The organism is Pedobacter sp. A2324 (assembly GCF_059693705.1).
This window is the reverse complement of record NZ_JCASSK010000003.1, coordinates 118,838-132,874: the sequence shown is the minus strand read 5'-3', so window position 1 is coordinate 132,874 and position 14,037 is coordinate 118,838. Positions and strand designations below refer to the sequence as shown.

11 protein-coding genes are annotated in these 14,037 nt (G+C 41.4%); all 11 read right to left on the bottom strand.

Translation table 11 applies throughout. The features are described from left to right. Positions 1–3 precede the first annotated feature (3 nt). A complete protein-coding gene (locus AC570I_RS09865; RefSeq protein ID WP_497405326.1) occupies positions 4–1,239 on the bottom strand; it encodes a nucleoside permease in 1,236 nt (411 codons plus the stop codon). 53 nt (positions 1,240–1,292) lie between these two features. Further along, positions 1,293–1,973, bottom strand: a complete 681-nt coding sequence (locus AC570I_RS09860; RefSeq protein WP_497405325.1) for a 3-keto-disaccharide hydrolase — start codon at positions 1,971–1,973, stop codon at positions 1,293–1,295. A gap of 84 nt (positions 1,974–2,057) precedes the next feature. Further along, entirely contained in the window at positions 2,058–3,515 is a 1,458-nt protein-coding gene (locus AC570I_RS09855) for a Gfo/Idh/MocA family protein (protein ID WP_047798573.1), read from the bottom strand. A gap of 32 nt (positions 3,516–3,547) precedes the next feature. After that, complete coding sequence (locus AC570I_RS09850; protein ID WP_497405324.1) at positions 3,548–3,931, bottom strand: c-type cytochrome; 384 nt, start codon at positions 3,929–3,931, stop codon at positions 3,548–3,550. Between the two features lie 31 nt (positions 3,932–3,962). Beyond that, positions 3,963–5,015 carry a sugar phosphate isomerase/epimerase family protein gene (locus tag AC570I_RS09845; RefSeq protein ID WP_047798571.1) on the bottom strand — a complete coding sequence of 351 codons (1,053 nt, stop codon included), beginning with the start codon at positions 5,013–5,015 and terminating at the stop codon, positions 3,963–3,965. Positions 5,016–5,021: 6 nt separating this feature from the next. Next, the gene (locus AC570I_RS09840; protein ID WP_497405323.1) at positions 5,022–6,179 is read right to left on the bottom strand and encodes a Gfo/Idh/MocA family protein; all 1,158 of its coding nucleotides are present in this window, start codon (positions 6,177–6,179) and stop codon (positions 5,022–5,024) included. A gap of 84 nt (positions 6,180–6,263) precedes the next feature. Then, entirely contained in the window at positions 6,264–7,964 is a 1,701-nt protein-coding gene (locus tag AC570I_RS09835) for a GMC oxidoreductase (protein WP_197082374.1), read from the bottom strand. 26 nt (positions 7,965–7,990) lie between these two features. After that, a complete protein-coding gene (locus AC570I_RS09830) occupies positions 7,991–8,575 on the bottom strand; it encodes a gluconate 2-dehydrogenase subunit 3 family protein (protein WP_047798568.1) in 585 nt (194 codons plus the stop codon). A 261-nt stretch (positions 8,576–8,836) separates the two neighbouring features. Continuing rightward, positions 8,837–9,745 carry a TIM barrel protein gene (locus AC570I_RS09825; protein WP_497405322.1) on the bottom strand — a complete coding sequence of 303 codons (909 nt, stop codon included), beginning with the start codon at positions 9,743–9,745 and terminating at the stop codon, positions 8,837–8,839. Positions 9,746–9,789: 44 nt separating this feature from the next. After that, entirely contained in the window at positions 9,790–12,720 is a 2,931-nt protein-coding gene (locus AC570I_RS09820) for a TonB-dependent receptor (RefSeq protein ID WP_497405321.1), read from the bottom strand. Positions 12,721–12,919: 199 nt separating this feature from the next. Further along, positions 12,920–13,933 carry a FecR family protein gene (locus tag AC570I_RS09815; protein WP_497405320.1) on the bottom strand — a complete coding sequence of 338 codons (1,014 nt, stop codon included), beginning with the start codon at positions 13,931–13,933 and terminating at the stop codon, positions 12,920–12,922. Between the last annotated feature and the right edge of the window lie 104 nt (positions 13,934–14,037).

Genomic DNA, 14,037 nt, shown 5'->3' with positions numbered 1-14,037 from the left:
GGATTATGCAGCTACCGTTTCCGATTTACTTCTATCATTAAACAATACAGCAAATAGCAGGAATACAACTGCGGCAATTCCAGCTGGAATGATCCAAACCATTTTCCAGTCCATTACACCCTCTGCTGATTTATAGGCGTCCGATATTTTACCCGCAACAGCAAAACCAATTAACATACCAACACCATAAGTTGCCAGTGTGATTAGTCCCTGTGCAGCGCTTTTAAACTTTTCGCCTGCCTTAGAGTTGGTGTAAATCTGACCAGAAACGAAGAAGAAATCGTAACATACCCCGTGTAAAGCAATACCAATAAGCAGCATAAAACTTAAATCACCGGCATTTCCAAAGGCGAACAAAACGTATCGGATAGCCCAGGCCAGCATACCTACCAAAATGGTTTTTTTGAAACCGTATTTTGAAAAGAATACCGGGATAGCCAACAAAAATAAGGCTTCTGAAACCTGGCCAATTGCCATTTTTCCTGTTGGATTTTCTACCTTGATATCAGCCAGGAATAAACCGGCGTTCTGGTAATAAAAGGCCAGTGGAATACAAATTAAAATAGAAGAAATGAAAAAGACTGCAAAGTTTTTATCCTTCAATAGTTTCAGCGCATCTAAACCCAGGATGTCGCTTACTTTTATTTTCTCACCTTTAGCCACTTTTGGTGGTGTAGCAGGTAGTGTGAAACTAAATAGCCCTAAGCCTAGTGAAACAATTCCTGCCATCAGGAATGTGCTTTTTAGTAAGCCTGATTGAATACCTTCCGGTGAATCCCAATGGAATGCATAGCTGATGAGCAAGCCAGCAACGATCCAGCCGATTGTTCCAAACACCCTGATATTCGCAAATTCCTTTTCAGGATCCTGCATCTGATTAAAAGAAACCGAGTTCACCAATGCAAGTGTTGGCATGAAAAGAATCATGTAGGCCAGTACATATGGGTAGAATACGCTAACATCCGTTGCATTATACATTTGATACATCAGAATGGCACCAATGATATGTAGCACGCCTAATATTTTTTCCGCATTGAAATATCGGTCGGCAATTAACCCGATGATGAAAGGCGCAATAATAGCTCCCCATGATTGGGTAGAAAATACAGCGCCTGTTTCGGCGCCTGTAGCTTTCAGGTTGTTGGCTAAAAATGTGCCCAGGGTTACAAACCATGCACCCCAGATAAAAAATTCCAGGAACATCATGGTGGAGAGTTTGAAACGTGTGATGGTATTCATTTGGCTAGTAATTATTATTTTATGTAAGATGGTTAAGGTACAAAATCAATGATTTAAAGTTCTTTTATAGAGATGTTTTTATACCACACTTCATCGCCATGATCTTGCAAAGCAATTTTACCGGTTTTGAAAGTACCCCAGTCTTTCCAGGTGGCAAACTTACTTCCTGCAACAATCGTTTTCCAGTTTGCATCCCATAGGGTAGTTTCCACAACGGTTACACCATTTAAAATTAAAGTCAATTTACCTTTTTTACTGATAATTTCCGCTTTGTTCCAATCGCCTACAGGCTTAACCGGTTCAGATTTACTTTTTACCAGATCGTACAAATCACCGGCACGGTGTTTAGGGAACTTTCCATCAGCATGACCATCATTGTCAATCACCTGCATTTCCAGTCCTGTAGAATAGGTAGCGTGATATTGAGGATCTTCATGAACGTAAAAAATGACTCCGCTATTTGCTTTAGGTGCAACCTTCCAGTCGTATTTTAAATGGAAATCACCATATTCTTTATCCGTAACCAGGTCGCCACCGCCATCATTTCCTTTTGTCGCCAGATCGAGATGCAGCGCGCCATCATGAACTTGCCATGCACTTCCTACACCTGTTTTGTTATAAGTGTGCCATCCCTTAGTGGTTTTGCCATCAAATAATGGCTTAAACCCTTTCTGAGCCTGTGCGATTTGCGTAACCGCTAAAAGGATACAAGCTGATATGAAGATTTTTTTCATTGTATAATCAAGTTATCGTCGTTGCGAGGTACGAAGCAATCTTATTAGTGAGATTGCTTCGTACCTCGTAATGACGGAATTATTTTAAAGAGTTAAATTATTCCAGCCTTTACGGTATTCGCGTTTTACGAACTGATTGGCTTCATCGAAATTGGTGATTTTCATATTGTTGTTATCCCAAAGCATTTTCATATAGCGGCCCGGATAGGTTGTTTTATTATTCACTGTTTTTTGAATATCAAAACTTCTGATTGCCAGGTTCGCCATCAATAAGGCCTCTGTTAAGGGACCGGCGATTTCAAAGGGTGAACTCACTTCCTGTTTGCCATATCCGGCAATGGCAGCTTCTACCCACTGTTTATAATGCCCGTTGGCACCGTCGGGAACGCGCTTGTATTTCTGTGCTACCTTAATGTCTTTATTGCGACTGAGTGGCAATAATTTTGGGTTTGCACTATAGGTTTCGGACATCATCTTACCTTTTGTACCGATAAATAAGGTTCCGTTTCCTCCGTCACCAAATGTTTCATTTGCTTCAAGTTCTTCAGGACGTTCCGGTTGAATGCCGCCATCCATCCAATGTAAGGTAACATCACCTTTGGTTTTATCAGTTTTAGGAAATTTCAAGGTCACATGGCTTGAAGGAGGGCAGCTTTCAGGGAAATATCCGCGTTTAAATTCATCCACATAAACAGAGCCAACACTTGCTTCCACTTCTTTAGCATACTTCAGATTCAATACGCTGAATGGAGCCTCGATCAGGTGGCAACCCATATCGCCTAATGCACCTGTTCCATAATCCCACCAGCCACGCCAGTTGAAAGGAACCAGTTTATCCACATAATCCTGATCAGGTGCGGTACCTAGCCATAAGTTCCAGTCCAGTTCTTTCGGAATTTCTGCTTTCTTATCCGGCCATGGAATCCCCTGAGGCCAGACAGGGCGGTTTGTCCAGGCGTATACGGTATGTACATCACCGATCAATCCGGCTTCGTACCATTCTTTCATCTGGCGCGGACCGTCGTTGGATGCGCCCTGGTTACCCATCTGCGTAACTACTTTATATTTTTTAGCAGCAGCTGTCAGAATACGGGCTTCATGTATGTCGTGTGTTAATGGCTTTTGAACATACACATGTTTTCCCAGCTGCATAGCTGCCAAAGCCTGGATAGCATGATTATGATCGGGTGTAGACACGGATACGGCATCAAAGTTTTTATGCTCTTTGTCCAGCATCTCACGCCAGTCTTTGTAATATTTTGCTTTTGGGAAAGCCTTTACGCTGTTAGCAGCCCGGCGATCATCTACATCACAAAGGAAAGCGATGTCTGCCTTTCCGCTCTTGTAGAACATGTCAATATCGCTCTGGCCTTTTCCGCCAACACCAATACCAGCTATCAGTAAACGATCGCTTGGCGCTAAATATCCTGGTCCACCCAGTACGTGGCGGGGAACAATCATAAACGCAGCAGCCGCAATGGCTGAAGTTTTAATAAAATCACGGCGGTTACTCGTGTTTTTATCGTTTTGCTCTGTTTTCATAGTAAGTAAATCGATTTGCTAATTAGGTTTGATTATTTTTTCTTTAAAGATAAGATATACTTCACCATTAATTTCGCATCATCTTTCTTCAACGAAGCATGTGCGGTCATTGGCATCGAACCCCAAACACCTGTTCCTCCTTTGATGATTTTATCTGCCAGTAAGTTGATGTTTTTTTCAGTTGCCGGGTATTTTTTGGCGATATCTACGTAAGCAGGGCCAATGATTTTATTAAGCTTGTTATGGCAACCGATACAGTCTGATTTATTGATCAGCTTTTCGCCCGCGCTCACTTGCATTTCGTGGTTAGCCACTGTTGCCGTTGCAACAATTGTTTTCTCTCTCTCCAGATCGGCCTTTGAAAAAGACGCCATAAATATCACTACCGCGCCTAAAATTAAAAATGTTTTTTTCATGTGTTTATTGTTTTACTTGTGTGTGTTAATCTTATAGTCCCAATATTTTTTTATTGAAGTTGCTGTCACTTCCTGATGCTGCAAAATCGTCAAAAGCTTTTTCCGTTACGTTGATAATGTTTTTCTTGATAAATTCTGCACCTTCTCTGGCACCATCTTCCTGGTTCTTAATGCAGCATTCCCATTCCATTACTGCCCAACCTTTAAAATCGTACTGAGCCAATTTACTAAAAATGGTTTTAAAATCAACCTGGCCATCACCCGGTGAACGGTATCTACCTGCACGGTTGGCCCAGCTTTGATAACCTCCAAAAGTACCCTGCTTGCCGGTTGGATTAAATTCAGCATCTTTAACATGGAAAGCTTTTATGCGCTCGTGGTAAAAATCAATATACTGAATATAATCCAGTTGCTGTAATACAAAGTGCGACGGATCATAAAGCAGACAGGCACGAGGATGATTATTAACGGCTTTTAAAAACATTTCATATGTCTCCCCGTCGAATAAATCTTCCCCCGGATGAATTTCATAGCATACATCCACACCGCATTGATCAAATTCATTTAAGATAGGTGTCCAGCGTTTAGCCAGTTCTGCAAAGCCTTCTTCTACCAATCCGGCAGGGCGTTGGGGCCATGGATGGAAATATTGCCATAAAAGGGAGCCGCTAAAAGTAGCGTGGGCATTTAAACCCAGGTTTTCAGAAGCTTTTGCTGCAAACTTTAATTGTTGAACTGCCCATTCTGTTCTCGCTTTTGGGTTTTTATGTAATTCTTTCGGTGCGAAGGCATCAAACAAATCGTCGTAGGCCGGGTGTACGGCTACCAGCTGACCCTGAAGGTGGGTGGAAAGTTCAGTAATCTCTAAACCGTACGAAGCGATTTTGCCTTTTAACTCATCTGCATAGGTTTTACTTTCCGCAGCTTTCTGCAAATCAATAAAGCGTGTATCAAGGGTAGGCATTTGAATACCTTTAAAACCTAAGCCCTTTGCCCATTCGCAGATGTTCTCGAGCGAATTAAATGGTGCTTCATCACTGATAAACTGAGCTAAGAATACAGCAGGCCCTTTAATCGTAGTCATATCTGATTATATTTTAAAGTCTAACCATTTTTCAGTCGATGCACTCGATTCCACGACGTTTTCAATAAATGCCATCCCGCGGATGCCATCGTTAACGGTTGGAAAATCTAGCATCTCTGCTGTAGGTGTTTCATGATTTAATTTCGCACTAACGGTAAGGGCGAAGTTGCGGTAAATGTTGGCGAAAGCTTCCAGATAACCTTCAGGATGCCCCCCAGGGGTACGTGTATTGTGAGCTGCCGTGGTACTTAGATAACCATTTCCGGCACGGTAAATCTGAGCAGGTGCAGTTTGCCATTTCGCAATCAGGGTATTCGGCTCCATCTGGTGCCATTCCAAACCTCCTTTTTCACCGTAAATTTTAATTTTTAATGCGTTCTCTTCTCCTGCTGCAATTTGTGAGGCAATTAATACGCCGTTTGCTCCATTGTCGAATTTCAACAGCACATTACCATCATCGTCGATCTGGCGTCCCTCTACTACAATGTTTAAATCGGCACAAACCTTTGAAATCTGCAAGCCGGAAATATATTCAGCTAATTGAGCAGCATGGGTGCCAATGTCGCCCATTGAACCGCTTTTGCCAGATTTTTTTGGATCAGTACGCCATGCGGCCTGTGCATTGCCTTCTCTTTCGGAAAGCGTACTTAACCAGCCTTGCGGATACTCTACCATGATTTTTCTGATTTTACCTAAAGCACCATCTTTAACCATCTGACGGGCTTGCTTCACCATCGGGTAACCCGAATAGGTATGGGTTAAGCACAAAGTTAAACCGGTTTCATCAACCTTTTGCTTCAGCTGTTTAGCTTCTTCAAGGGTTAAAGTAATCGGTTTTTCTATCACTACATTGAAACCATAATCAAGTGCCGTCATTGCAGGTGCAAAGTGCGCAAAATTAGGGGTTACAATGGTTACGAAATCTATTTTCTGATCTGCAGGAAGTTCACTTTCTGCTTTCAACATTTCCTCATAGTTGAGGTACGTACGGTTTTCTGCTAAAAAAAGAATCTTTCCTGATTCAATTGCAGTTTCCGGGTTTACGCTAAGCGCCCCGGCAACCAATTCAATTAAACCGTCCATATTGGCTGCCAGGCGGTGAACAGCGCCTATAAAAGCGTCTTTTCCACCACCAATCATGCCCATTCTAAGTTTTCTGTTCATGCTAAAGGGATAGGGTTTAAGGCAAGAGGTATAAGGTTATGGATGATTACATCCTAAACCTTATACCTCACACTTGTAACCTTTTTAAATATTGTTTTTCTTCAGTTCTTTTACTGCATAATCTGCAGCACGGGCAGTTAATGCCATAAATGTTAACGAAGGATTCTGGCAGGCAATAGAAGGCATGCACGAACCGTCGGTTACGAAAACATTGCTCACCTCATGCATTTGGTTCCACTTGTTCAATACTGAAGTTTTTGGATCTTTACCCATTCTAGCAGTACCCATTTCATGGATAGCCATACCAGGATAGCAGCCATTATCGTATGTTTTGATATTTTTCATGCCGGCTTTCTCTAACATTTCAGCTGCATCATTCATCATATCCACACGCATTTTTTTCTCATTTTCCTTGTATTCGCAATCAATAGCCAACACCGGTTGTCCCCATTTATCTTTTTTGGTTTTGTCGATGTACACTTTGTTTTCATAGTAAGGCAGCATCTCTCCAAAACCACCAAGACCCATGGTCCATTTACCAGGTTTGGTCATCTTTTCTTTCAGGCCTGAACCAAAAGAAAGTTCTGCTACATCACTTTGCCAGTTGGCCCGGCTTGCACCGCCCTGGTAACCAAAGCCACGCAGATAATCGCGTTTATCATTGCCAATATTCTGGTATCTTGGAACATAAATACCATTGGCACGGCGCCCGTAAGTATATTTATCATCAAAACCTTCTGCTTCGCCCGATGCGCCGCAACGGAAGTGGTGATCCATCAGGTTGTGACCTAATTGTCCGCTACCATTACCCAATCCATTTGGATGTGCTTCTGAAGTGGAGTTTAATAGGATGAAAGTAGAACCTAGTGTCGAACCGTTAACAAATACAATTTTGGCATAAAACTCCATTGTTTTGTTTGTTTCCGCATCGATTACCATTACACCTTTGGCTTTTTTGGTGTCCTTATCATAAATGATGTGGTTCACAATAGAGTAAGGTCTTACCGTTAAGCGTTTGGTAGCCATTGCCGCTGGCAGGGTAGATGACTGTGTACTAAAATACGCACCAAACGGACATCCGCGGCTGCAGAGGTTACGGTACTGGCAGTTTCCACGGCCTTTGTGGGGAACAGTCAAATTGGCAACGCGGCCAATCATCATAATCCGCTCTCTTTTATAGTGCTCTTCTATACGGGCTTTAACCGATTTTTCAACAATGTTTAAATCCATTGGAGGCAAGAATTGCCCGTCAGGACAAGTCGACCAGTTTTCTTTTGAACCACTGATCCCTGCAAACCGCTCAGCATAGTCATACCATGGAGAAAGTTCTGCATAGCGAACAGGCCAGTCTGCCCCATGACCGTCCTTTGCGTTATCTTCAAAGTTATGGTCACTCAGGCGATAACTTTGGCGGCCCCACATCAATGATTTACCACCTACGTGGAAACCGCGGTACCAGTCAAATCTTTTATCTTCCGTATAAGGGCAGTCTAAATCATTCACCCACCATTTTTCGTTTGCTTCCTGATAAGGATAATCTCTCTTTTGAACTGGGTGAGTTCGTTTCTGCTCTTCTGTTAAACGGCCGGCATGCTGAAATTCCCATGGACTTTTCATTGCGGTTTCGTAACCGGTGATGTGTTCGATATTCATACCTCTTTCGAGCATCAGAACACGTAAGCCTTTTTCAGTCAGTTCTTTTGCAGCCCAGCCGCCACTGATACCCGATCCTATAACGATAGCATCGTAGGTATTCTCCTCTTTTAAATTTGTATTTAAATTCATGATGTTTTGTCGTTGTATTTTAGAAATTAGGTTGCCCAGGATTTTTGACCTGGTTTCAGTTTTGCATTGCCGTCATATCTGCCTGGAACAAGCACATATTCGCGGGCTTTTGTGCATCCTATTTCCGAAGAATAATAACCCAGTAAAGTAAGGTCTCTTGCGGTGATAAAGAAGTACTCCAGGTCTTTGTTCTCCGGCAACTTACTTTCTTTCGGTGCAATTGCCATTAATCGTAAATCTACCATGAGCTTGGTTCTTTCCGGAACGGTTAGCGCCAGGTACGACTTTCCGAAATCTTTCATTGATTTATCCTGAAGTGCGGTAAAGCCTTTAGCGAATGAGCTTTGCATTTCCTTTGGATAACAGTCCTGAATCATCATCGGGATAAACTTACCTAAGCCTGCAGCTTTGGCTCCGGCAGATGTTTTGGTGGTTGGTACAATGATGTCAGCAAATTCTGCGAAAATCTTTTCATCTCCGGCAGCAAATGATACGAAGTTCTTCTCGTTCTCAGGGAGCGTGAAACTTTCGAATAAAACGCCCATCGTACTCGCTGAGATTGCTCCCCCCAGTAAAAATGCAACGTTTTTGAGTGCTTCTCTTCTGTGCATTGTTTTATGATTTTATATTTTGGTTACTTATGTGTTGAATGAGTAATATTAGAAAATATATGTGGTAAAAATGAATATTGATCCCCCAAAATAAGGTCTGCAATGCGATTGTTACCACGTAGAATTATTCTAAATAAAGCAGTTTTATGCGTCTTAATAACGTTTAAATAATGTTTTTTATCCCAAAATACTTCGTGTAAAAAGTACATTTACTAACCAGGAATTTATCCATCACAAATTCTTCATTTGTCGTTTTCTGACTTAAACCAAATGATTTTTGATATAATTATAGCTTTCGGTTACGCTTTCAAAAGGTTCCTTTTTAATCAAATCCTGTTCTGCGAATAAGTATTCCAAACCTGCTGTTTTGGAAGCAGCAAAAATTTCCTTGAAATTGATTACACCTGTTCCTACTTCGGTGAAAACAGATTTGTCCTGCTTATCCATATCCTTCACATGAAACATTTTGTACCGTCCGGGATTTTTCTTAAACATTTCTACCGGATTCAAACCTGCGTTCACCGCCCAGAAGATATCAAGTTCAAAGCCCACCAGTTTCGCATCTGTTTCATTCAGCAGAATATCATAGCCTGTGGCGCCGTTTCCCTGGTCCTTAAATTCGAAGTTATGATTGTGATAGGCCAGTTTCATACCTGCATCCTTACACCATTCTGCCGCGGTATTGAACTTTGCCGCCATTTTTTTATAATCATCCAGAGATCCGTTTGTTCTCACATCCGTAGGTAATGCAGGGATCACGAAGTATTTCTGACCAACACTGTTTGCCACCTCGATATGGGTCTTTAAAACTTTGTCATTGCCCATTGATAAGAATTCGGTTGTATTATAATGTCCGCTTGGCGAGGTAAGTTGGTTGGCTTTAAGCAAAGCATTGAAGTCTTTTGCTTCCAGTCCCCAAAAACCTTTTACCTCATATTTGCCAGGGTAACCATAATAAGTTTCTACCTGGTTGTAGCCAATTTTTGCTACATGTTCAATAGTGGCTTTTACGTCGGCTGTTAGTTGCTCCCTTAGCGTGAAAAGTCCAAGGCCAATTTTCGAAACTTTGGGATACTGTGCCAGCGCTGAGGTAATTACCGATGGACTTAATAAGACAGCAGCACTTGCTAAACCTGCTTTCTGTAAAAATGATCTTCTTGTTGTCATCATGTTTTTTAAATTAAAAAGCCGGAGCATAACCCCGGCTTTTTTTGTTAAAATGAATAGGCCAATGATCCCCAGAAAGTACGTTGAAGTAAAGTTCTGCCAATCATCAGTTGACCAGGAGTTACAGTCGAGAAGTTTCTGAACTGATCTCCGCGTACATCACCCTCGGTCAGCACCTTTGCATTTAACAAGTTGTCTGCCCAAAATCTTAATGCTATTTTTTTAGTGAAGTTGTAACCTGCTCCGGCTTTCATCACTACATAAGCCGGTAATTCATAACTGTCGCTTGGAGAAGTATAACGACTACCCACATAATTAGCAGCAACGTATAAATTGAAGTTTTTATATTCATAATTAGCGCCTAGTTCAGTATTCAGAACTGGTACCCTTTCGGTTCTGTTACCAGTAAAGCTATAAATGCGGTTGCCGAATTCTGCGGCAACGGCAGCGTTTCCGGCGGTGTTGGCTTCGTAATCTGTATATTTTGAGTCTTGTAGGGTACCAGTAAGCCTTAAACTTAACGGCTTGGCAATTTTGTATGAAACCTCGTATTCAGCACTCCAGGTACGGGTTGAGCCGAATGCAACCAAAGCTTGCAGACCCGCTGCTGTTGTAGGGACATTGATGGTTAATGAGGTATTTTTGATAGCTGAATAACTGCCTGATGCAAAAATAGCCAGATTGTTCTTCGCATATTTGAAGCCGATTTCACCTAAGTATACGGGACGTTTCTTAATGTTGGCCGCATTGTAGGCAGAAGCATTATAGTCGCCAATGTTAGGTGCGTTGTAAGCTTTTGTCGCACGGGCAAAAACACTTGAAGTATTACTGATCTTATAGTTTGCACCAACTGAAGCTGCCCAATTGGTTAAAGTTTCATCATAAGCTGTATAACCCAGAATATTCGGCGTGGCGGAGGCTGTGATGTTTACTGTACCATTTGCATTTAACGCATAATAAGGTCTGTCGCCTTTCACATTCTGGTTGTCGATGCGTGCACCGATATCCAAACGGAATTTCTCTGAGATTTTGATCTCATCACCTGCATACAAGGAAAGTGTCCGGGTATCACCAATGAAAGTGTTTTTAGTCTGAATAGTTCTTTCTAAGGCGGTAGGTGACTGCAGAATGATGCTTGGATGTTCTTTAAATTCTGTATAGGAACGGAAAGCATAACGTTGATCGTCACGGTTATACTGATGTATTCCGGCACCTATATTTAAACTATGGTTTCTGATGGTTTTTCTCAAATCAAGGTAATCAACTACCTGAACATCCTTATTGATCTGTCCTTGTGCATTAGAGGTAATCACATAGTCTCCCGCAACAAAAGGCGCTACTGCACCACCCGGATAATAATACGGGGTAGCCGCTGTTCTGGCTGCAATTCCTGCGGCAGCAGTGTAAGTAGAATTGGTATGCGTGTTCTGATAACGGAAGTTGTTTACAATTTGCCATCCGCCATCGGTGGTGTAGTTGAACTGAAATCCAGCTGAACCTAATTTGGTATGTATACCATCAGTTAAACTGAAATTATGGGCACCTGTTACCGGATCGTTATAACTCCATTCGGTTTGAACGGGAACGATTGATTGCGTGGCCATATTGTAATCGCGGTAGGTTGTTGGTTTGCCCGTTCCATCGTATGGATAATAGCTGGTTAATAAAAACTGAACCTTGTCATTTAAATATTTGCCATACACCCGAAAGAAACCTTTGTTATTCTTAAAATTAAAAGTCATGTTGCCTTTAATCTGCCCGCCCTGGTTTGCCGGATTGAAGCCCTGGTCAACCACACCATTATCGGTACGGTAAAATCCTCCTATGTTATACTTAATATTATTGCTAATCTTTCCTCCGGTATTGCCGTCGAAACGGTATAGACCCTGTGAGAAACCGGTTGTGAACTTGAACTGCCCATATTGCTTGTCGGCGCCCACATAACTGATGTTGTTTACCACAGCACCCGGTGTATTGGCCTGAACAATAGATGCATTTCCTCCTCTTATCGCTTCAATATTCTGAATCGTTAAATCGGTTTTGTAATATTGATCAACCGATGGGTTGGTATTGAAGCCGGTAGGCAATAAGGGTAAACCATCCTCCTGAATACCCAGGAATATGTATCCGCCTTGCTGCGGAAATCCACGCACCCAAACGTTACCCGGACCGTCGCCACCTGTACTTTCAACTGTTAAGCCCGGTATGGCTTTCAATAAATCAGTACTGTTTAACGGAGCCCTGTTAGTGATGTCTTTGTTGCTTACCGAAGTTAAGGCCACACTGCTTTCCAGTTTTTTCTTCGGATTACCCCCGGTAACCATTACACTTTCCAGCTGAAGATTATCTTCAGATAAGCTTATATTCAGGTTTTCATCAGCATTGCCTGGCGAAAGGGTAATTTCTTTGGAAATAAAGCCCACAAACCTCACTACCAAAACACGGCTGTCGACAGTTAAGCCTTTGAGGGAAAAGTTACCGTTCGCATCAGTGGTTGTACCAATGGTTTTGCCTTTTACGGTAACAGATACTCCCGGAATAGCCTCACCTTTACTGTCGGTTACCTTACCGGTTACAATACCTTCAAAAGCCTTCAAAAGTTCCAGGTTGTTATTTGCAGGAATAGAATAGAGCAGTATCTGGTCCTTTACTATCCTATATCCTACATCATAACGTTTTAGCGAATTCTCAAGAAAGTATTTAAGTTTTTGATTAACGACGTTAATCGATATTTTTCTATCTGAGTTGATTAGTTGCGGACTATAAACAAACTTCACGTTTGCCAGTAGTTCCGTTTTTTCTATAATTGATTTAATATCGGTTTGATCAGCCTTGATCGATATGGATTTATTCAAAAATTCCTGAGCGTCGACATTTTTAGCAAATGCGCCACAGGTAAAAATTACTATTGCAAGTATTTGGTAAATCGAAACTTTCATTGCATATATCGCCAGTGAAATAAGTTGATTTTTTTTCATAAATTTGGTTATTGTTCATTAAATGATTGGATTTATTGGACATAGGAATACCATGAATACATTTCAATGTATTTAACTCGCCGGCAATGCCCCACATTGTCGGCTTTGTTTTTAGAAAAGTAATATGGAAAGTGCAGCCGCGGCTATGGACTGTGGTGGTAGTTTTTTCTCTTCATAATTTTTATATATTTTGGTTAGTTTACTTAGAAACCAATATCATGGTTCCCTGTATGGTATATTTGCTGGAAAGTGTGCCACAAATAAGATCCAGCTGCTCATAGAGCCCTTTTTTACTTAAATCTCCTGTGAAAGTATACTGTAAAATCTGCTCATCATCAGATTTTATTTCAATTCCATAAGCATCTGTTAGGGTTTTGAAAATCTTCTCAACGCTTTCTTCTTTAAAATTGTAACTTAAGCTCGATGGCACATGGTAAGCCTCTGCCAGGGGAATAGGCTTACTTACGAGTGTTTTGTTGAGGTTATGACTGCTAAAAATGCCTTTTTGATTGGGTGTGAGCAGTATAGGGGTAGCCAGTTTTTCCTCAGTGCTAAATAACGAGCTATTTTTATTCTCAGCCACCTGAACCTTTCCTGTTCTCACCGCAACCTGCGCAGGTAGTACATTTGTAGATGATTTAACCCAAAAGCTGGTGCCTAAAACCCGTACCACAAGATTTTGATTATACACATAAAAAGGCCGCTTTGCATTTTTGCTTACTGTAAAGAAGGCAGCACCTTTAAGGTAAACCATTCTCTTCTTCGCAGCAAAAACTTTAGGATATAGAATATTGGCTTTTGGTTTTAACATCACGGTACTGTTGTCACTCAACGACAGTGTAATCAGACTATCAGTTTCATTTGTTTTACTGATCAGTTCCAAGTCCCCATTATCACTTATAAAGGATTGCTCGCTGGCATTGTAGTTGAGCAAGTATAAACCTCCTAGTAAAAATGCTATGATAACTGAAGCGGCAATGGCAAACTTCGGCCACATTTTTCTGATTTTGAATTTGTTCTCGGCTACTGGCTTTGTTTGATTGATTTTCAACCAGATCTGATCCTGCATTTCTTCTAGTTCTTTTGAAGAAAGATCGGTGATGTTTTTATGATTTAAATTATGATACCACTTATCAACCCAAAGCATTTCTGCTTCAGTGCAACGCCCGGTTTGGTAACGGGATAACAAATCGTTGAGTAACTGTTGATTCATAAGAAAAATATTTGGCTCTATAATATACAAGTAACGCAAGCAGGGCTAACCCCTAAAGAGAAGTGCTTTAAAATTTAAAAATATTTTTAAGTCGTTGATATTCA